At 57.4% G+C, this 19386-nt stretch carries 21 protein-coding genes; 15 read left to right on the top strand and 6 right to left on the bottom strand.

Annotation, left to right across the window (positions count from 1 at the left end; translation table 11 throughout):
* The first annotated feature begins 200 nt into the window (after positions 1-200).
* Positions 201-470 (top strand): hypothetical protein, encoded by a 270-nt coding sequence (locus tag QP888_RS09540; RefSeq protein WP_284813329.1) that lies wholly within the window; start codon positions 201-203, stop codon positions 468-470.
* On the opposite strand, the gene QP888_RS09535 is transcribed toward QP888_RS09540, so the two are convergent.
* On the bottom strand, positions 467-1426 hold the full coding sequence (locus QP888_RS09535; RefSeq protein WP_284813328.1) for a bile acid:sodium symporter family protein: 960 nt from the start codon (positions 1424-1426) through the stop codon (positions 467-469). The genes QP888_RS09540 and QP888_RS09535 overlap by 4 nt on opposite strands.
* A gap of 122 nt (positions 1427-1548) precedes the next feature.
* Positions 1549-2085 (bottom strand): 5-(carboxyamino)imidazole ribonucleotide mutase, encoded by a 537-nt coding sequence (gene purE, locus QP888_RS09530; RefSeq protein ID WP_284813327.1) that lies wholly within the window; start codon positions 2083-2085, stop codon positions 1549-1551.
* A 15-nt stretch (positions 2086-2100) separates the two neighbouring features.
* Here purE and QP888_RS09525 point away from each other — a divergent pair, with 15 nt between their 5' ends.
* Positions 2101-2238 (top strand): hypothetical protein, encoded by a 138-nt coding sequence (locus QP888_RS09525; RefSeq protein WP_284813325.1) that lies wholly within the window; start codon positions 2101-2103, stop codon positions 2236-2238.
* On the opposite strand, the gene QP888_RS09520 is transcribed toward QP888_RS09525, so the two are convergent.
* From QP888_RS09520 to QP888_RS09510, 3 genes are all read right to left on the bottom strand, one after another.
* Positions 2235-3515, bottom strand: coding sequence for a 5-(carboxyamino)imidazole ribonucleotide synthase (locus QP888_RS09520; RefSeq protein ID WP_284813324.1), 1281 nt, complete (start codon positions 3513-3515; stop codon positions 2235-2237). The two genes, QP888_RS09525 and QP888_RS09520, sit on opposite strands and share 4 nt — an antisense overlap.
* 71 nt (positions 3516-3586) lie before the next feature.
* Complete coding sequence (locus QP888_RS09515; RefSeq protein ID WP_284813323.1) at positions 3587-4102, bottom strand: hypothetical protein; 516 nt, start codon at positions 4100-4102, stop codon at positions 3587-3589.
* Positions 4102-4839: a biotin--[acetyl-CoA-carboxylase] ligase gene (locus tag QP888_RS09510; RefSeq protein WP_284813322.1), complete on the bottom strand. Its 738-nt coding sequence runs from the start codon at positions 4837-4839 to the stop codon at positions 4102-4104. The genes QP888_RS09515 and QP888_RS09510 overlap by 1 nt, the downstream gene beginning before the upstream one ends.
* A gap of 32 nt (positions 4840-4871) precedes the next feature.
* On the opposite strand from QP888_RS09510, the gene QP888_RS09505 reads away from it, so the two are divergent.
* From QP888_RS09505 to QP888_RS09460, 10 genes are all read left to right on the top strand, one after another.
* Positions 4872-5999 carry an ABC transporter ATP-binding protein gene (locus QP888_RS09505; protein ID WP_284813321.1) on the top strand — a complete coding sequence of 376 codons (1128 nt, stop codon included), beginning with the start codon at positions 4872-4874 and terminating at the stop codon, positions 5997-5999.
* 201 nt (positions 6000-6200) lie between these two features.
* Positions 6201-7511 (top strand): ABC transporter substrate-binding protein, encoded by a 1311-nt coding sequence (locus QP888_RS09500; protein ID WP_284813338.1) that lies wholly within the window; start codon positions 6201-6203, stop codon positions 7509-7511.
* 1 nt (position 7512) lies between these two features.
* The gene (locus QP888_RS09495; protein ID WP_284813320.1) at positions 7513-8484 is read left to right on the top strand and encodes a carbohydrate ABC transporter permease; all 972 of its coding nucleotides are present in this window, start codon (positions 7513-7515) and stop codon (positions 8482-8484) included.
* On the top strand, positions 8485-9357 hold the full coding sequence (locus QP888_RS09490; RefSeq protein WP_284813319.1) for a carbohydrate ABC transporter permease: 873 nt from the start codon (positions 8485-8487) through the stop codon (positions 9355-9357). It begins immediately after the preceding gene.
* A 53-nt stretch (positions 9358-9410) separates the two neighbouring features.
* Entirely contained in the window at positions 9411-9569 is a 159-nt protein-coding gene (locus QP888_RS09485) for a hypothetical protein (RefSeq protein WP_284813318.1), read from the top strand.
* A 70-nt stretch (positions 9570-9639) separates the two neighbouring features.
* Entirely contained in the window at positions 9640-11370 is a 1731-nt protein-coding gene (gene treS, locus QP888_RS09480; RefSeq protein ID WP_350338242.1) for a maltose alpha-D-glucosyltransferase, read from the top strand.
* A gap of 136 nt (positions 11371-11506) precedes the next feature.
* A complete protein-coding gene (locus QP888_RS09475; protein WP_284813317.1) occupies positions 11507-13072 on the top strand; it encodes an acyl-CoA carboxylase subunit beta in 1566 nt (521 codons plus the stop codon).
* Positions 13073-13142: 70 nt separating this feature from the next.
* Positions 13143-13346: an acyl-CoA carboxylase subunit epsilon gene (locus tag QP888_RS09470; protein WP_049148798.1), complete on the top strand. Its 204-nt coding sequence runs from the start codon at positions 13143-13145 to the stop codon at positions 13344-13346.
* A gap of 8 nt (positions 13347-13354) precedes the next feature.
* Positions 13355-13978 (top strand): Maf family protein, encoded by a 624-nt coding sequence (locus QP888_RS09465; RefSeq protein ID WP_284813315.1) that lies wholly within the window; start codon positions 13355-13357, stop codon positions 13976-13978.
* Between the two features lie 41 nt (positions 13979-14019).
* Positions 14020-14493, top strand: coding sequence for a DUF3151 domain-containing protein (locus QP888_RS09460; protein ID WP_284813314.1), 474 nt, complete (start codon positions 14020-14022; stop codon positions 14491-14493).
* Here the strand turns inward: QP888_RS09460 and QP888_RS09455 are convergent.
* Complete coding sequence (locus QP888_RS09455; RefSeq protein WP_284813337.1) at positions 14490-15659, bottom strand: Cj0069 family protein; 1170 nt, start codon at positions 15657-15659, stop codon at positions 14490-14492. The two genes, QP888_RS09460 and QP888_RS09455, sit on opposite strands and share 4 nt — an antisense overlap.
* An 84-nt stretch (positions 15660-15743) precedes the next feature.
* Here QP888_RS09455 and QP888_RS09450 point away from each other — a divergent pair, with 84 nt between their 5' ends.
* The 3 genes from QP888_RS09450 to QP888_RS09440 all read left to right on the top strand — a co-directional run bounded on the left by QP888_RS09450 (position 15744) and on the right by QP888_RS09440 (position 19268).
* Positions 15744-16631 (top strand): sulfurtransferase, encoded by an 888-nt coding sequence (locus tag QP888_RS09450; protein WP_284813313.1) that lies wholly within the window; start codon positions 15744-15746, stop codon positions 16629-16631.
* A 292-nt stretch (positions 16632-16923) separates the two neighbouring features.
* On the top strand, positions 16924-18702 hold the full coding sequence (locus QP888_RS09445; protein ID WP_284813311.1) for an acetyl/propionyl/methylcrotonyl-CoA carboxylase subunit alpha: 1779 nt from the start codon (positions 16924-16926) through the stop codon (positions 18700-18702).
* Between the two features lie 65 nt (positions 18703-18767).
* Positions 18768-19268, top strand: a complete 501-nt coding sequence (locus tag QP888_RS09440; protein ID WP_284813310.1) for a GNAT family N-acetyltransferase — start codon at positions 18768-18770, stop codon at positions 19266-19268.
* Positions 19269-19386 lie beyond the last annotated feature (118 nt).

Genomic DNA, 19386 nt, shown 5'->3' with positions numbered 1-19386 from the left:
TGACTCACAATGAGCATCCTCTCTTACGGACACAAGATCCGCATTAATCGGGTGTCCACTAAACGAGGGTAACCTCAACGCTCATTGTCGAGTTCAGCGACAGTCCGGCTGTAACGGCATCAAAAGACATGCCGGATTAGTCATGCGGAAAATCCTCCAAGATTTCGTCCGTATCCCCTTTGCTACTTAACCCTTACTCTATGAGTGGAAGTCGTTCGCTTAAGAAGGCCCGCCCGGAAGTGCGTTTCCTGGCGGGCTTTGTTGAGAGCTATTTTTCGCGTTTCTTTTTAAGCTCCTTACTTTGCTTCAAGAACATAAATGATATGGTCAGCGAGTATATAGCGAGGAAAACTATGATGAAAGTGGACATACCTATATTCTATCCGCAGACTTTCTTCGTGGCAGCGGAGCGGTCCTCAGAGGCTCTCATTGTCACGGTCGGTGGTCATTTTCTGAAATTTTATTATTAACGAGCGGGTTGAGTAGGTCGTGCAACATCGCTGCTCGTCCGGCGAACGATGGTAGCAAAGACTGCGCCGGTGATGTTGTGGACAATTGCAGCCACCACGCCCGGTAGTGCGGCTTCTGGACTGAAAAATTTTGCCGACATCGCCGAGGCCAAACCTGATTGCTGGCTACCGATTTCAATGGCGACGGTGCGGTTATACGACTGCGGCATGCCCATTAGTTTGCCACCAAGATATCCCAGCACATACCCGATGACATTATGCAGCAATACGGCGATCACCAGAACAAACCCGACTTGTGCCAAACGCTCGCCCGCACCTGCCACCATAGGAAACATCACCGAGCAGATACCGACGATGGAGACCCACGGCAGGATCGGAGTAATCCGGGCGATAAAGCTGTCGAAGAAATAGCGCAGCACCAAGCCACCCAGCACCGGAAGCAACACGGTTTGTACCAAGGTTTGGGCCATTCCGGCACCATCAACAGCAATGTCCTCCCCGGCTAAGGCCAGCATGAGCAGTGGGGTCACAATCGGTGAGACCAGCGTGGATACTGAGGTCATCGCCACCGACAGTACAACGTCTCCCCGCGCCAGGTACGCGATCACATTCGAGGCGGTTCCACCAGAAACCGAGCCGAGCATCAGCAGGCCCACGGCGAGTGCGGAATCCAGACCAAAAAGCTTGGCGACGCCCACCGCAAACAACGGCATAATCACGAACTGCCCGATCACGCCAAGAAAGATGGGCCACGGGCGGCGGGCGATTTCCTGAAAATCCGGGATGGTGAGTGTCAACCCCATCGCGAAGAGAATCAGCATCAGGAAATACGTGATGTAATCCGCGAGCGGCAGAAACGGTGCCGGAAAGAAATACGCAATCGTGATCCCCACCAGAATGGCGATGGGGAACACGGTAACGGCAAGCTTCGCGGAACGATCCTCGGAGGTTTTCATTCCGACAGTATGACGGATCACACGCGCACTGTCAGTTCACAGACAATTTTCCGGGGATTTTTATTCAGGGTGCTATGGCCGCTGCAGGATCCCGTGTACTCTATCGCGCAGCCTCAGCCCGTCTAGGCTTCTTTTTCGGCCATGCTTTCGAGTTTCTCGCGCAAACGCTGATCTTTGTTTTCGACGTCCTCGGCCATGGACTCCTGATATTTCACCATGGCGTCGACCAGCTCTGGCTGCCCCGCCGACAAAATACGCACTGCCAAAAGCCCGGCGTTTTTCGCCCCATCAATCGAGACCGTAGCCACCGGCACTCCCGCTGGCATCTGCACGATAGACAGCAAAGAGTCCAGCCCATCCAGGTTTTTTAGTGCCCGAGGAATCCCGATCACGGGAAGCGGAGTGGCCGCGGCCACCATGCCCGGCAAATGAGCGGCACCGCCTGCGCACGCCAGGATGCACTTCACACCCCGTTGGTGTGCTTGTTTCGCATACTCCAACATCTTTTCCGGGGTCCGGTGAGCCGAAACCACGCCGACTTCAAATGGCACCCCGAATTCCGCGAATACTTCTACGGCAGGCTTGACGGTGTCCCAATCAGAATCCGAGCCCATGATCAGCCCAATCGCGGGGGTATTCTGTGTGGTTTCCTGGCTCATCTCCGATTACTCCTCATGCTCGTTGTTCTCTTGGGCATTGTGCTTATGCGCGTGGTACTCATACTCGTTGCGTCCATGCGCATTGTGCTCATGCTCGTTGTGCTGGCAAGCAGCATTTTCGTACGCGGTTTCTGTTGGCTGTATTCAGCCTAGCCGGTGTAGCCATCGTCCCACCAGGCATTAACCACGAAATTCGCGGTCAATCTGGCTTGCCGACGTACTTCCGCAACGTCAGCCCCTCCGCTAATGTTCACGTGCCCCATCTTGCGGCCCGGACGGTAATCCTTGCCATACAAATGCACCTTAGCCTGCGGGAAACGCTGCCAGACTGCACGCACACGTTCGCGCATCGGCATCTCCGGATCAGCCTCGCCGCCCAGGACATTCGCCATCACGGTCACCGGCTCCGTAGTCTCCGCAGCACCAAGCGGATAGTCCAGCACCGCCCGCAAGTGCTGCTCAAACTGCGACGTCACGCACCCATCTTGGCTCCAGTGCCCCGTGTTGTGCGGACGCATCGCCAACTCGTTGACGCTCAACCGGTCGGTACCTGATTCATCAACATAATGGAACAATTCGACTGCCAAAACACCGGTTACATCCAGGTGCTCGGCAACGGTCACAGCCAGTTGTTCGGCTTCAGTGCGCAGAGATTCCGGCAGCCCCGGCGCGGGGGCAACGGCTTCGGCGCACACTCCCCCGGCCTGAACCGATTCCACCACTGGCCAGGTCTGCAGCTGGCCAGATGGCGCACGCGCAACCATTGCTGAAAGCTCACTGACAAAATCCACCTTGGTTTCTGCCAGTAATTCGACGTTTTCTGCCAGTAGTTCGTCGACAAGAGCGTCCAAGTGTGCCATCGATTCCGGGAACCAGACCCCTTTGCCGTCGTATCCGCCACGGCAGGCTTTCAAGCAGACCTTACCGTCGTGCTCCTCCCAGAACGCACGGGCGGTCGCAGAATCGGTGATCGGTGCAAATGCTGGCACCGGCACACCGAGGCTATCCAGATTGCGGCGCATCACCAGTTTGTCCTGCGCGTTTTCCAAAGCATCAGGGCCTGGCTGAATGTTCACACCTTCCGCTTGGAGGGTGCGTAGGTGCTCTAGCGGCACGTGCTCATGATCAAAGGTGACGGCATCAGCACCAGCGGCAACAGCACGTAAATCATCCAGATTACGGTAATCGCCGATGTACACATCACTGGTAACCTGGGCCGCCGAAGAATCCGGCTTGCCAGCCAAAACGCGCAGCGATTGCCCCAATTCGCTGGCCGCCGGGGCCATCATGCGTGCCAACTGCCCATCGCCGACGACTGCGACTACCGGAAGATCAGCAGCAGGAGTCGGCGCCGGGCGTGCAACTGCAGCGGAGTTGGATTGTTCTGTCTCAGATGTCTCGGACGGCTTAGTCTCAGATGGCTTAGTCACAAAAACTCATTGTAACCGGGCTCGCACTAAGCCGGAAACCATCGCTGTTTCAGGCTGCTGCACGCTGCGAGTTAAAAATATGGGCTCGGATGCAAAGCGTTGTGGATTTTCCCGACTACTTTTTTCGACTTCGGAACTCCACCGAAATACAGCGGATACGAAAACCCACGCACCGCCAAAGAAATCCCTTTGCGACGCCGGGCCACATCCAACACCTGCCCTAAAGGAATGGAATCGACCTTCGCTGTCAGCTTGGCCGGGCGGGCGAGAATCCTCTGGTTAGTCACGATAAAACGCTGCTTGCGACTGCGCAGCAACGGCAACACAAATCGCCATACCACCAAAACCAACCACACCGTCACCACACTGTTGTGCAGCAGCACGGGAGCAAACACACTAGTAGCAAGTTCCGGCAGGTTATGCGGGTTATCCAGCCAACCAATGCCCATCCAAGCCACCCCGGTAACCAGTATTACTTCCAAAAACGGAAAGACCAGCGCGCTGGTTGGTGCAGTCATATCCACCAATACCTGCTCGTCTGATTTGATCGCCAGCCCGCGGCCACCACCAGTGCCCATGCCCGCCATTAGCTATAGTTCCCATCTTGTCGACGCACATGGGAAACGTCGCCAGCAGAAAACGCCTTGCCGTCAATACTGATGCGCCCATCATCGGTAACAGTATCGACGGTGCCTTCGATGGCTTCCGAATGGGTTTGCAGGCGCACCCGCACTCCAATTGAGGCACAGGCCGCGCGGTAGTCATCCATCAACTGCGGGTCGTGATCCTGCCATTGCTGCATGCGCTCGTGGAAGTTGCGCAACACATCTGCCGCGATCTGGGTGTGGTCTGTCGTTTTTCCGGCAATCTGCAAACTGGTGGCATGCGGAACAGGCAATTGCTCCTCGTTTAAGGCCACGTTGATGCCCCAACCAACGACCACGCGAGCTGCCGGCGATGCGTCAGCTTCCGCCAAAATTCCGCATAGCTTTTTCTCCCTCAACAGCACATCATTGGGCCATTTCAGGCGGGTTTCGCTAATCGCATCCGCGACTGCTAGCCCGGCAGCCAGCGGGATCGTGCCGATGCGGTCCAGCGAAATAGGCGTCAGCAGCACCGACATCGCCAGATTCGCCCCGGCTGGGGCTTCCCACACGCGACCCAGACGACCTTTGCCCGCGGTTTGGTTCGTGGTGATGCGCACGGTCCACGGCCCAGCGTCGACGTCGGCAAGCACATCGGTATTCGTCGATTCCGTGGATTCCGCATAGGAGACAGTCGCGAAATCCAGGGCGTCGGCAAGCTGGTGGGCATCAAAACTCATGCTCGATATTCTACTGGTGCTACATTGCTTGCATGGCAAAAGTCAGGTTTGAGTCGGTCACTATTCAGTATCCCGGCGCGGCGGCACCGTCGGTGTCCGAGCTGGATCTTGAGATTGCCGACGGCGAATTCTTGGTGCTGGTCGGCCCCTCTGGTTGCGGCAAGTCCACTACGCTGCGCGCACTCGCCGGGCTGGAAGATATCAGCTCCGGACACATTTTCATCGGAGACAAAGACGTCACCGGTACCGAACCGGGTGAGCGTGATATCGCGATGGTATTCCAAAACTATGCGTTGTACCCGCACCTGACCGTCGAGCAGAACATGGGTTTCGCGTTGAAACTTGCGAAAGTGCCCAAAGCTGAGATCGCGAAAAAGGTTGCAGCAGCCGCGGAAACCCTGGGGCTGACGGAGTTTCTCAAGCGCAAACCGAAAGAACTTTCCGGTGGTCAGCGTCAGCGCGTGGCCATGGGACGGGCGATCGTGCGCGAACCGCAAGCATTCTTGATGGACGAGCCGCTGTCCAACCTGGATGCGAAACTGCGCGTGCAAACGCGTTCCGAGCTGGCCGTATTACAACAGCGTCTGGGCACCACGACGGTATATGTCACCCACGACCAGGTCGAAGCAATGACCATGGGTGATCGCGTAGCGGTGCTCAAAGATGGCCTGTTGCAGCAAGTTGCCCCGCCACGTGAGCTTTATGACCACCCAGCCAACGAGTTTGTCGCCGGTTTCATCGGTTCCCCAGCGATGAATATCTTCCCGGCCAGCACTGTGCTTGCCGACGACGATGCGGATGCTGCTGACATTCATTTTGGCGTACGCCCCGAGCATATGCAGGTCCACATCGACCCTGTCGACGACACCAGCCAGCAACCCTCTGGAGCCTCGAACACCCCCGCAATTCCCGCCTCCCACGCCACGGTGCGCGGAACCATCGACATTGTCGAAGAACTAGGCGCGGAATCCTATATTTACCTCGTCGGCAATCCCCACCGCTTCGTGGCTCGCTGGCACGCCGATACGCACCCCCGGCGTGGCCAGACAGTGACGTTGTCTTTCGATCCTGCCAGTGCCCACCGTTTCGATACCGAAACCGGCCGTGCTGTCAGCGGAAACTCTGCCAGTACTCACAACGACAGCGGACACAACGAGTAATTTCCACCTCCAACGTTCCCTATATTGGGGGTGAATTTCCAGATTTCAGCGCGCAATACTGTGGATTCATTTTAAAGTTAGACAACACCTGTGTGCACACCGCCACTCGCAAGTGATTCGCGCAGCAAGTCACACACTCCCGACCAGAAAGGTGCCTCGCCCATGATCTCCAAGCCACTCAAGACCAGGACTCTGCCGTCCATGCGTTCCCTGGCCACCGGACGCACCGGCAAAGTTGCTGCCACCGTCTTTGCTTCCTCCCTGGTACTTGCCGCCTGTTCTTCGGAAGATTCAGCAGACAGCGCTGGTTCTGGCTCTGATTCCTCGGCAGATTCGGCAGAATCCACCGCCGAGAAATCCAGTTCGAGTGAAGAAGGCCGCGGCCCGATCACCTTCGCCATGGGCCGAAACGACACCGATAAGATCACCCCGATTATCGAAAAGTGGAACGAAGAGCACCCCGACGAGCAAGTCACGCTCGAAGAGCTCGCAGGCGAGGCCAATGACCAGCGCGAAACCCTCGTGCAATCGCTGCAGGCCGGTAACTCGGACTATGACGTTATGGCACTGGACGTCGTTTGGACTGCCGATTTCGCAGCAAACCAGTGGCTGGAGCCACTCGAGGGCGACTACGAAGTTGATACCTCGGACCTGCTGGATGCCACCGTGGAATCCGCGACCTACCGCGACACCCTGTACGCATTGCCGCAAAACACCAACGGCCAGCTATTGTTCCGCAACACCGAATTGGTTGATTCCGCGCCGGAAAACTTCGATGACCTGGCACAGTCCTGTGCAGATCTGGATGACGCCGTCGAGTGCCTGACTCTGCAGTTGAAGCAGTACGAGGGCTTGACCGTCAACACCATTGGCTTTATCGAAGGCTGGGGCGGTTCCGTGCTGGACGGCGACGAAGTCACCGTAGATAGCGCCGAAGCCGAAGCTGGCCTGCAAGCACTGGTTGATGCCTTCGAAGACGGCACCATCTCCTCGTCGTCACTGTCTGCTACCGAAGAAGAAACCAACCTGGCATTCACCGGCGGCGAAACCGCCTATGCCATCAACTGGCCATATATGTACACCAACGCTGAAGAAGCAGACGCAACTTCTGGCAAGTTCGAGGTCTCCCCGCTCGTCGGCAAGGATGGCGTCGGAGTCTCCACCCTGGGTGGTTACAACAACGGCATCAACGTCAATTCTGAGCACAAGAAAACTGCGCTGGACTTCATGAAGTTCATCATCAACGAGGAAAACCAGACCTCGTTCGCGGAAAACTCCTTCCCACCAGTACTGGCGTCCATCTACGAAGATGAATCCTTGATCGAGCAGTTCCCGTACCTGCCAGCACTGAAAGAATCCCTGGAAAACGCCGCTCCACGTCCGGTCTCACCATTCTACGAGGCGATCTCGAAGGCCATCCAGGACAACGCATATGCGGCATTGCAGGGCGACAAGCCAGTCGATGAGGCTGTTGCGGACATGAAGAAAGCTATCGAGGCTGCCTCTAACTAATATGCCTGCACGCACTACCTGGAGTTCACAACTTCGGCAGGCTGGTTGGCTCATTGCCCCAGCGTTGATCGTGCTCGCCATCGTGATTGGTTATCCGGTGGTGCGTGCGATCTTCTTGTCGTTTCAAGGAAACCGCCAACTCGACCCCGAAACGGGGTTGTTTACCGAAGGCGGTTTTGTCGGCCTGGATAATTATCTGTATTGGGTCAACAGCCGGTGCATGGGCTCTGATGGCACCGCGATCACCTGCCCGCCGGGCTCTCTGGCGACGGATTTCTGGCCGGCGGTGGGCATCACGCTGTTTTTCACCGTCGTGACCGTCGGCCTGGAAATCATTCTGGGTATGGCCATGGCGTTAATCATGAATGGGAAATACCGTGGCCGCGGTCTGGTGCGCGCTGCGGTGCTGATCCCGTGGGCGATTCCGACGGCGGTGACGGCCAAGCTGTGGCAGTTCATGTTTGCCGATCACGGCATCGTGAACTCGCTGCTGGACGCCAATATTCACTGGACCACAGACCCGTGGGCTGCGCGATTTGCGGTGATCATCGCCGATGTGTGGAAAACTTCGCCGTTTATGGCTTTGCTGATCCTCGCTGGCTTACAGATGATCCCGGAGGAAGTCTACGATGCCGCCAAGGTGGACGGCGCAAGCCGCATCCAGCGCTTTGTCCGTATCACGTTGCCGCTGGTCAAACCGGCGTTAATGGTGGCGATCTTGTTCCGCACCCTCGATGCGCTGCGCATGTATGACTTGCCGGTGATCATGATTTCTGGATCTTCCAACTCACCGACAGCGGTGATCTCACAGTTGGTCGTCGAAGATATGCGGCAGGGCAATTTCAATTCCGCTTCTGCCCTTTCCACACTGATCTTCCTGCTGATCTTCGCCGTGGCGTTTTTCATGATCCGCTTTTTGGGTGCGAATGTGTCCGGCAGCAAGCGCAGTACAACACCGCAGGAGGTGTCCTAAATGAGCACGACGCACACTACGGCAGCTCCACGCACGCGCTCAGGCCGTCGGCCTGCGCAGCTTTGGCACTACCTGGGCCTGGCGTTCATCATCTTCTGGGGCTTGGCGCCGTTTTATTGGATGGTGGTCACCGCACTGCGCGATTCTGACCACACCTTCGATACCACCCCGTGGCCTACGCACGTCACCCTGGATAACTTCGCCGATGCCTTGGCGACGGACAAGGGCAACGACTTTGTGGGCGCGATTTTTAACTCGCTGTTGATTTCCTTGGCGACGACCGGCCTGGCTGTCGCTGTCGGCGTGTTTACTGCCTATGCCATTGCGCGCCTGGAGTTTCCGGGCAAAGGATTTATCACTGGCTTGATCCTGGCTGCGTCCATGTTCCCGGCGATCGCTCTGGTTACCCCACTATTTCAGCTTTTCGGTGACCTAGAATGGATCGGCACCTACCGGGCGATGATCATCCCAAATATTTCTTTCGCCCTCCCACTGACCGTGTACACCCTGGTGTCGTTTTTCCGGCAACTGCCGTGGGAATTGGAAGAAGCCGCGCGCGTCGACGGCGCATCACGCGGGCAAGCCTTCCGGTTGGTTTTGCTGCCGCTGGCGGCCCCAGCGTTGTTTACCACTGCGATCATCGCGTTTATCACCACGTGGAATGAGTTCATGCTGGCACGCCAGCTGTCCAACCGAGCAACCGAGCCGGTGACCGTCGCCATTGCCCGTTTTTCCGGCCCGTCGGCGTTCGAATACCCGTATGCCGCCACCATGGCTGCGGGAGCTTTGGTCACCATTCCGTTGATCGTCATGGTGTTGGTATTCCAGCACCGCATCGTCTCCGGTCTGACTGCTGGCGGCGTGAAAGCTTAAGCTTTATGCGAGACGGTCGGCCCCCGGAGCACTACAGTCAGCGGGATAATCTCGTGTGGCAGACCATCGCCGGCTTCGTCGGGTTTTTCACCGTGCTAGCCGGCGTTCAAGCCGTGTGGAACGTGTTTCAGGATGAGCCGGGGGTGCTGCCAGCGCTCGTGTTTGCTGGCATGCTCATTCTCTGCGTCTTTGTCTGGCGCGCTAGACCATAATCCCAATCCCGACCACTACCCTGCTACTACCCGGCCATATTCCCCCACTACTGCAAGGAGTATCGACACCATGTGGTACAAAAACGCGATTTTCTATCAAGCTTTGGTACCGGCTTTCTATGATGCAGCAGGCCGCGGCACCGGAACCATCAGCGGGGTCACTGCCAAGCTGGATTATTTGCAGTGGTTGGGCGTGGATTGTATTTGGCTCCCACCGTTTTTCCATTCGCCTCTGCGTGACGACGGCTACGACGTCGCCGATTACCGATCGATCCTTCCTGCCTACGGCACCATGGCAGACCTGGAAGAACTGCTGGACAAGGCGCACAAGCGCGGCATGAAAATCATCACTGACCTGGCGCTCAACCACACCTCGAGTGATCACTATTGGTTCCAGCAATCCCGCACGGACCCAACAGGGCCCTATGGGGATTATTACGTCTGGGGTGATGATCCGAACCGCTACCCGGAAATCCGCGTGATTTTCACTGACGTAGAAACCTCCAACTGGGCCTATGACGAGGTGCGCGGGCAGTATTATTTTCACCGTTTTTATTCCCACCAGCCAGACCTCAACTACGACTGCCCCGCGGTGCACGATGAGGTCTATGCCATCATCCGTTTCTGGATGGACAAGGGCCTGGACGGCTTCCGCTTGGATGCCATCCCCTACCTGTATGAGCGTGATGGCGTCGGTGGTGAGTCGTTGCCGGAGACCCACGAATTTATCCGTTCCATCCGTGCGCTGCTGGATGCTGAGTATCCGGAAGCGATCATGCTCGCTGAAGCGAACCAGCCGCCGGAGAAGGTGGTGAATTTCTTCGGCGAGGGCAACGGCGATCAGTTCCACATGTGCTTCAACTTCCCACTGATGCCGCGGATCTACCAGGCTGCAGCGCGTGGGGTGGCCGCTCCGATTTCGGAGATCATGGCGGAGATGCCAGCTCTGCCTGCCACCGCGCAGTGGGGCACGTTTTTGCGCAACCACGACGAGCTGACCTTGGAAATGGTCGACGACACCGAGCGAGAACTCATGTATGAGATGTATGCGCCGGATCCGCAGATGCGCGCCCACGTGGGCATTTCGCGCCGCCTGGCCCCGCTGCTGGGCGGTGACCGAAATAAGCTCGAATTATTCAAAGCCTTGTTGCTGGCCATGCCGGGTTCGCCGTTTATTTATTACGGCGATGAGATCGGCATGGGCGAAAATCTGTATTTGCCGGATCGCGATTCCGTGCGCACCCCGATGCAATGGTCGTCGGAGCGCAACGCAGGTTTTTCCACCGCAGAGCCAGAAGCTTTACGACGCCCGGTGATCGCGAATGAGCGCTTTGGTTATCAAGCAGTGAACGTGGCTGCGCAGCTGCAGCTGGATAATTCGTTGTTGCGCTGGTTCCGCGAGTTGATTCAGATTCGCAAAGCACACCCGGCGTTTGGCGAAGGAACCTATCACGAGGTCGCACAAGTAGCTACAGAAACTAGTGCAGAAAACAGCACCGGCACTCCCGCTTGTGGTAATCCCGCGATTCTGGCGTTTACCCGGGCGTGTGGTGCGGCCGACGGTGCGGCGGGGCCAGCCGTCGACAAGCAGCGACCGATTGATAGGCAACCTGCCGAAGTTGTGCTGTGCGCGTTTAATTTTGCAGATTCCGCGCAGGCCGCACACCTGGATCTTTCGGCTTTTGCCGGGTGCACGCCGGTGGAATTATCCGGTGGCGCGCGCTTTCCGCAATGCGGCACTACGCCGTGGACCGTGATGCTGCCACCGCATGGTTTTTATTGGTTTTCGCTGGAGGCTTAATCGCTGCTGTTGCGCTACGACGGCAAATACTTGCCGGTCCGGTTCCCCCCCCCCCACGTCCGCTTCTATCAAAATCTATTAAAATTTTCGCGGTACTATTTCCTGGTTTGGTACCCGTTCTCTAAACTAGAAGATTATGACTGCTTCCCAACCGGATATGACTACCACCGCAGGCAAGCTCGCCGACCTAGCCCAGCGCTTAAAAAACGCTGCGCAACCCGTTGGAGCTGAGGCCGTCGACAAGCGTCACGAGGCCGGTCAGCTCACCGCGCGCGAGCGTGCAGAGCAGCTGCTCGATGCCGATTCCTTCGTCGAAACCGATGCTCTCGCGCGGCACCGGATCAGCGATTTCGATCTCGAGCACAACAAGCCGCTCACCGACGGTGTAGTTACTGGTTACGGAACCATCGGCGGCCGTCGGGTCTGCGTATACTCGCAAGACAACACGGTCTTTTCCGGGCAGCTGGGTGAAGTTTACGGCGAAAAGATCTGCAAGATTTATCAACTGGCCACCAAAACCGGCCAACCAATCGTCGCAATCCACGAAGGCACCGGCCCGCGCTTTGCCGAAGGGATTGTCACCCTGGCGATGTACTCCAAGATTTTGTCGCACATGACCGCAGCATCGGGCGTAATCCCACAAATTTCGGTAGTCACCGGACAAACCACTGGGCTGCATGCATTTGGCCCAGCTTTTTCGGATATCACGATCATGGTGGATGGCGATGCCAGCCTGCACCATGCGAGCGAAGCGGCCATCGCTCATGCCACCGGGACTCGCCTGGATGCACAAGCGTTGGGAAGCGCACAGGTACATGCCACCGAGTCCGGCACCTGCCACCTGCGAGCCGAATCCGACGCTGCGGCGTTAGAACTAGCACGCACCATCGTCGACTACCTGCCAGTAAACAACATGGCAGAAGCGGTGCGGACCGAAGCAGAAATCCAAGTCGGCTCCGTACAAGACAACGTCACTGATACTGATTACCAATTAGACGATCTCATTCCAGATGATGCCTTCGCCGCCTATGATGTCCGCGAAGTGCTTAATATCGTCACCGATGACGGCATTTTCGAGCTGCAAGAAGAATACGCACCGAATATCGTCACCGCCTTCGCGCACGTCGAAGGCCGCGCCGTGGGAATTATCGCCAACCAATCCGCACACCAGTCAGGTGCGCTGAGCTCACAGGCAGCTGAAAAGGCCGCGCGCTTTATCCGAACCTGCGATGCCTTCAACACCCCGATCATTGAATTCGTGGACGCGGCAGATTTTGTGCACAGCGACGCTGAAGAACGCTCCGGCCTACTGCGCCGAGGCGCAAAGCTGGCTTATGCATATGCGGAAGCCACGGTTCCGAAAATCACCGTCATCTTGCGGAAAGCCTTCGGCTCCGCCTATGTTTTCATGGGCTCGAAGGATCTCGGCGCTGACCTGGTCTATGCCTGGCCGACCGCCCAGATCGCGGTAGCAGAAGCAGAAGAAACCGCCCGCGGCATTTTTGGTGCTGACGCCACGGAAGACAAAGCCAAGGAAATGGAAGATAAATTCATCCACCCCTACGCCGCTGCGGAGCGCGGATACGTCGATGCCGTCATCCCGCCAAATGAAACCCGCGGTCACTTGGTCGAAGCCCTGCGCATGCTGGGCCGCAAAGTGGTCATGACGCAGCAGAAAAAGCACGGCAATATCGCGCTGTAGATAAGCACGCTGTAGATAATCACACTGCAGATAACAGCATCCCATCACGCTGGAAGGAATAATCAACGCTGTGGAATCGTATTCTGTCGTCAACGGCGACCCAAGCAAGGGTGAATTAACCGCGCTGACCGTCGTCGTCGCGCAATTACATGCCCGCGCCCGCGCCGAAGCCGCTGGTGTGCACGCTCCACGCAATCGCTGGGGCACTGGGCGAAGCCTCGGCGGACGCCCCGTGTACAACCCTTCGGCCTACCGAAATGTGCACTTTGATTAGTGAGTGCCATGACGACTAACTCGCACCGACCCCGCATTGTGCTGGCTTCCCAGTCGCCATCGCGCGCTGGGATTTTGCGTTCCGCGGGAGTGGAGCCACTCATCGCTCCCGCCGATGTGGACGAAGCCGCGATCCAAGCCGGGCTGGCTTGTGCCTCCCCCGCCGAGATCGTCACCGCCTTGGCGCAGGCAAAAGCCGAAGCGATCGCGCACGCTTATCCCGATGATGTCGTCATTGGTGGTGACTCCATGCTGCTTCTCGACGGCGAGTTGCAAGGCAAGCCGCATACCGAAAACGCCACTGTGGAACGCTGGCACGCACAAGCTGGGCGCCACGCAGAGCTACTGACCGGCCACTGCCTGATTGTCGCCGGACAAATCTACACGGAGGCTGCCACCACCGGCATTGATTTCGCCCGAGCGAGCAAATCCGATATTGCATCCTATGCCGCTACCGGTGAGCCGTGGAAATGCGCCGGCGCATTCACCTTAGAAGCACTGGGCGGCTGGTTCATCGACCGAATTGACGGCGATCCATCGTCAGTCATTGGTTTGTCGCTACCCGTGGTGCGCCGCGCACTGTATCACTTCGGCTTTGACGTCTCCGATTTCTGGGACAAGCTGCAGGATTAACTACACAGTGGGCTACACAATTCTCCAGTAGTCTATGGGGCATGGAAATGAAAGACATGCTTGCCCCAGAACCACTGAAACTGCCAGCCGATCCGGCCCAAGGCCAGGATCTGCAATCTGCAGATACCGCCCTGAAGTACCCGGAAAGCCCTTTGGTGTGGGCGTTTCGCGCCGAAGAAACGCTGAAGATGCTCAATACGAGCGAAACAGAATCCGTATCTTCGCTGTGGGCCTCACAGTCCACCGCGGAGGGCTTATCGCGCAATGAAACAAAACTCATTGCCTATTCTTGTGCGCGCACCGGCTACCATCGCGGCCTAGATCGCCTGCGTGCCAACGGGTGGAAAGGCTGGGGCCCGGTTCCGTTTTCCCACGAGCCCAACCAGGGTGTGCTCCGCGCAATCGCCGTGTTAGCTCTCGCTTCGAAAGCCATCGGCGACGACGACGAATACGATCGTTGCCGCCAGATGCTCTCGGATGCGGACCCAGGAAGCGTCGAAAAGCTCCTGGGTTAAGCCCGCGCCTGCACCCGCGAGATCACTTCCGCGGCGATTTTTTCTTGGATTCCAGATTCCAGCTGGGAACTAAAGCCTACGCACGAGCAGTTGATCTCGCCAAGCACATAGGCGTCTCGGGTTTTATCCGCACCTTCGGATTCTGCACCGATACTTTCTGTACCGACACTCTCTACACCGATACTCTTCGCGCCGGTGGCCTCCATGCTGATGCCCACTGCACCGTCGTCGCCCTCGTCACCACCGGCAAGAATGAAATCGGCGGTCCACAACAGCGGCATGGCACCGCCCAACTCGCCACCGAGGCGTTCAGCGATCACCGGGCGGAACCGTTCGAATACGTCCAGCAAATCCGGCCACGCATCCGGGGTGTCGTGGGTGTACTGCGCCCCGGAAAATAGTGTCGCGGAAAAATTATTTCCACCAGCCGCCGGTTTTTTGTGGATCACAGCCACCGGTGCATCGCCGACCAGAAGAATCCTGATTTCACCTTCCACAATGCGCGGCAGAAAACGCATGTCTACCAGCATGCCGTTATCGCCGTCCAAGTAATCCTCGCAGTGTGTCATGAACTCATCCAACGTGTGGGTTTCCGTATGGTTATCCACCGCTTCGGTGCACGTGACCAGCGCATCAGCCGGGATAGGGGCACCTGGTTCCGGACGTACGGATTCATCTGCCAGTTGCACACGCCAAATACCTTCACCTGTCGAACCCCGGTTTTGTTTGAGCACACGCTCGCCGCGAGCCAACGACACCGGAAACGCAGAGCGGAAGCTTGCTACGTCATAGTAGGCTGCGGTATCGGCAGGCACCAGATCAGTGTCATTGAGCTTGACCAGCGCATCCTTGGCACCATAAGCAAGCATTTCTGCAGGGCGGGAAAACGCGGCCAACCCGGCATCGGCAAGCCTTTCCAGCAATGCAAAATATCCGCCCTCACCGCCGGGGATATTGCCTGGATTGACTCGCGAAATATAGGCGTCGAAGGAACCGGCCACGTAGTCGAAAATCTTATCCGTCCATTCCGGGCGGTACACGACAACTTCCGCGTGCCAGCCCGCAGCCTGCAACGCGTCGACGATGGGCTTCGTATCGACCCGGTTGCCGTGAATGGTTTTGTCGTTGCCGCCTTCGATTTCGAAAATGACGACCGCCTGGTGGATTTCGCGACGCATGGTTGCTCCTTGCCTAGAGAGTTTTCGATAAGATTTGTAGAGTATACTTTCCACCTCTTGAAAGGCTGACCCGTGGCTGTTGCTTTCGATAACCATCCGTCGTTTCGGGACTATGCGGACCCGGGGCGGCTGGTGTCTGCGTCGTGGTTATCCGCGCGGTTAGGAGTCGAAGGATTACACGTTATTGAGTGTAATGAAGATTCCGTGCTGTATAACATCGGGCATTTGCCCTCCGCGCTGCGGATCAATCCAGAAGAACTCGTTGATCCCGCCACGCTCGATGTTATTGACGGTGAGGGATTTGCCGCGCTGCTGTCCCGGTTGGGTATTTCCCGCGAGGACACGGTGGTATTTTATGGCGATCGCGGCAACCGGTGGGCGTGTTTCGCTATGTGGGTTTTTGAGCTTTTCGGTCACCCGGATACCCGGATTTTGGACGGCGGGCGTGAAGGCTGGATGCAAGAAGAACGCGATACCTCACTTACCCCCGCGCTGGTCATGCATCCATCTAATTACCCGGTGTGCGAAAGAAACGATTCCGGTGTGCGCGCTTTCGTCGATGAGCTTGCCGACGACGACGCCTTAACTGCCGTGGACGTGCGCTCCGCTGCGGAATTTTCTGGGCTGCCAAACCAGCAGGACGCTGCCGAGCAGGAATTGGGTTCGGGCCCTGGCGCGGTTACTACCCGCAGGCAAGGCCATGTACCTGGTGCAATCCATCTGCCGTGGAAATCGCTGATGACACCATCTGGGATGTTCCGTTCGCGCGAAGAATTGGACCAGCTGTGGCCTGCGGAGGACAGCGTGGTGTATTCGCAGGTAGGGGCCCGTGCGGCGCTGGTCTGGTTCGTCGGTCGGTTTTTGCTTGGTCATGAAAAAACCCGTATTTACGACGGCGGCTGGTCCGAGTGGGGAAATATGGTCGGTATGCCAATCGACCAAGGCACTGGCACGTCATAACTGGGCTGAGTACGCAACCACGCAGTGTAACTGTGTGGAATGTCCGCGTGCGTATTGCTGGGAATTGTTGTTTTTGCACAAATTGCGGCATCATTTTGAGACACAAAACAAAACCTGATGTTTTTCTCATGTTTTGGTGTGCAAGAATAGACTGAGACGAAACCACGCGCTGACGAAACCACACGCTGACGAAATCAGGCGTTGGCGAAATCAGGCGTTGCGGTACGTGGCACGCGGAACGTGGAACGTAAAACGTAGAACGATTTTTTATCAAGCACTATGGAGGGCCAACGTGGCTGAACAGACGAAAATCACCAAGGTATTGATCGCCAACCGCGGCGAAATCGCGGTACGTATCATCCGCGCCGCCAAAGACGCCGGAATTGGTTCCGTGGCGGTCTATGCGGAACCTGACGCCAACGCCCCATTCGTTGGGCTTGCCGACGAAGCTTTCGCCTTGGGTGGTTCCACGTCTGCAGAATCCTACTTGGACTTCGATAAAGTGCTCGATGCCGCGAAAAAATCCGGCGCCGACGCCATCCACCCCGGCTACGGTTTCTTATCAGAAAACGCGGATTTCGCCCGCGCAGTCATTGACGCTGGTTTTATCTGGATTGGCCCATCACCGGAAGCTATCGCGGACTTAGGCGATAAAGTCACCGCTCGCCACATTGCAGAAAAAGCCGATGCCCCGATGGCCCCGGGTACCAAAGACCCCGTCGCGGATGCCACAGAGGTAGAAGCTTTTGCCGACGAGCATGGCTTGCCGATCGCGATTAAAGCGGCTTTTGGCGGCGGTGGTCGCGGTATGAAAGTTGCCTATGAGCGCGAGGAAGTCGCCGAGCTGTTTGAATCCGCCACCCGCGAGGCTACCGCAGCTTTCGGCCGCGGCGAATGCTTCGTCGAACGCTACTTGGACCGTGCCCGCCACGTCGAAGCCCAGGTGCTGGCGGACCAGCACGGCAACGTCGTTGTCGTCGGCACGCGTGACTGTTCACTGCAGCGCCGTTTCCAAAAACTGGTGGAAGAAGCCCCTGCCCCATTTTTGACTGACAAGCAGCGTGCAGAGATCCACGAATCCTCCAAACGCATTTGCCGCGAGGCCGGATACTACGGCGCCGGTACCGTCGAATTCCTGGTTGGCTCCGATGGGCTGATCTCCTTCCTGGAGGTCAATACCCGCTTGCAGGTAGAGCACCCGGTCACGGAAGTCACCACCGGCATCGACCTGGTGCGCGAGCAGTTCCGCATCGCCGAGGGCCAAAAGTTGCGCTTTACCGAAGATCCGCAGCCGGTGGGCCACGCTTTCGAGTTCCGTATCAACGGCGAGGACCCGGGTGCGAACTTCATGCCTGCCCCAGGTACCGTCGCTACCTACTCCGAGCCAGCTGGCCCTGGCATCCGCGTGGATTCCGGCGTGCGCCAAGGCACAGTGATCGGTGGTCAATTCGACTCCATGCTGGCAAAGCTCATCGTGCACGCAGAAAACCGCGACGAGGCACTGGCTCGCTCACGTCGCGCCTTGGATGAGTTTGTGGTTGACGGCATGCCGACGGTTATCCCCTTCCACTGCGCCATCATCGATGATCCGGCATTTGCCGCCGCCGACACCGAGGGCTTTGCGGTCTACACCAAATGGATCGAAGAGGAATGGACGAACGACCTCCCGGCATTTTCCGGCGAGCACGTGGAGCCAGAAGCCGAGCCAGACCTGCCGCCGCAGAAATACGTCGTCGAGATCGATGGGCGCCGCATCGAGGTGGCGTTGCCGGGTGCGCTCACCATCGGCGGAGGCGGCGAAGCGCCAAAGAAGAAGGCAAAAAAGCGCCGTGGGGGCGGTTCCAAATCCGCTGTCTCGGGCGATGCAGTCACAGCGCCGATGCAGGGAACCGTCATTAAGGTCGCTGTGGAAGAAGGTCAGGAAGTCGCAGAAGGTGATGTCATCGTCGTTCTCGAGGCCATGAAAATGGAAAACCCAGTCAAGGCACACAAATCTGGCACGGTGACCGGCCTGAATATCTCCGAAAGCAGCCAGATCAGCAAAGGCGATGTCATGCTAGAACTGAAGTAGTTGTCGAGCTAGTTCTATCACCGAAACAATTCGGAAGCAATACAATTCGACTATCATGAGTAGCTATGCCTAACGACACAACAATTACCCTGCGCCCTGCCACCAACGACGATCGCACGTATCTGTCTCGCCTGCACTATCTTGCCGACGTTTTTGGTGACGAGAGCCGGGATCTTCCCGAAAGCGAGTCTGCTGACCACCACAAATACGTCAGCCAGTGGGATCCATACACCCAGGGTGGTATCGTCGCAATATCAAGCCATGCGGTACCAGCTGGCGGCTTGTTCCTGCGCTACTGGAAGTCCAACAATCCAGGCTCTGGCTGGGTGGGCTACCCAGAGGTTCCGGAGCTCGTGATCGCTGTTGAGCGCCGCTATGCCGGCCTCGGGTTAGGCACTCGGCTCTTGGAGGCCGGTGTGGAACTCGCGCGCACACAAGGCGCCCCAGGTATCTCTTTGTTCGTGGATAAGGACAATCCACGTGCGCGTTCCCGCTATGAGAAATTCGGCTTCGAATACAAGACGGATTCCACGATGGTCAAGTGGTTCGCGACTCCACGCGTTTAGCGGGCGCGTTGTGGGAGTCTAGCGGGGCCAGTCTGCACGTTGAGCGGGATTTAACCCGCCACGGCTCCGTGACTATTTCATGGTCTCCACATCATCACCACCGCTTCATCACCCAGCT

This window comes from Corynebacterium sp. MSK297, from assembly GCF_030232885.1.
GTDB lineage: Bacteria > Actinomycetota > Actinomycetes > Mycobacteriales > Mycobacteriaceae > Corynebacterium.
This window is presented reverse-complemented; position numbering and strand designations above follow the sequence as displayed.

What these genes read in the sequence shown, in the direction of transcription:
- QP888_RS09510 (WP_284813322.1), bottom strand. Translation starts at nt 4,839, where the DNA reads ATGAGTTTTGATGCCCACCAGCTTGCCGACGCCCTGGATTTCGCGACT.
- QP888_RS09535 (WP_284813328.1), bottom strand. Translation starts at nt 1,426, where the DNA reads ATGAAAACCTCCGAGGATCGTTCCGCGAAGCTTGCCGTTACCGTGTTC.
- QP888_RS09440 (WP_284813310.1), top strand. Translation starts at nt 18,768, where the DNA reads ATGCCTAACGACACAACAATTACCCTGCGCCCTGCCACCAACGACGAT.
- treS (WP_350338242.1), top strand. Translation starts at nt 9,640, where the DNA reads ATGTGGTACAAAAACGCGATTTTCTATCAAGCTTTGGTACCGGCTTTC.
- QP888_RS09490 (WP_284813319.1), top strand. Translation starts at nt 8,485, where the DNA reads ATGAGCACGACGCACACTACGGCAGCTCCACGCACGCGCTCAGGCCGT.
- QP888_RS09500 (WP_284813338.1), top strand. Translation starts at nt 6,201, where the DNA reads ATGCGTTCCCTGGCCACCGGACGCACCGGCAAAGTTGCTGCCACCGTC.
- QP888_RS09515 (WP_284813323.1), bottom strand. Translation starts at nt 4,102, where the DNA reads ATGGCGGGCATGGGCACTGGTGGTGGCCGCGGGCTGGCGATCAAATCA.
- QP888_RS09505 (WP_284813321.1), top strand. Translation starts at nt 4,872, where the DNA reads ATGGCAAAAGTCAGGTTTGAGTCGGTCACTATTCAGTATCCCGGCGCG.
- purE (WP_284813327.1), bottom strand. Translation starts at nt 2,085, where the DNA reads ATGAGCCAGGAAACCACACAGAATACCCCCGCGATTGGGCTGATCATG.
- QP888_RS09475 (WP_284813317.1), top strand. Translation starts at nt 11,507, where the DNA reads ATGACTGCTTCCCAACCGGATATGACTACCACCGCAGGCAAGCTCGCC.
- QP888_RS09465 (WP_284813315.1), top strand. Translation starts at nt 13,355, where the DNA reads ATGACGACTAACTCGCACCGACCCCGCATTGTGCTGGCTTCCCAGTCG.
- QP888_RS09460 (WP_284813314.1), top strand. Translation starts at nt 14,020, where the DNA reads ATGGAAATGAAAGACATGCTTGCCCCAGAACCACTGAAACTGCCAGCC.
- QP888_RS09495 (WP_284813320.1), top strand. Translation starts at nt 7,513, where the DNA reads ATGCCTGCACGCACTACCTGGAGTTCACAACTTCGGCAGGCTGGTTGG.
- QP888_RS09540 (WP_284813329.1), top strand. Translation starts at nt 201, where the DNA reads ATGAGTGGAAGTCGTTCGCTTAAGAAGGCCCGCCCGGAAGTGCGTTTC.
- QP888_RS09525 (WP_284813325.1), top strand. Translation starts at nt 2,101, where the DNA reads ATGCTCGTTGTTCTCTTGGGCATTGTGCTTATGCGCGTGGTACTCATA.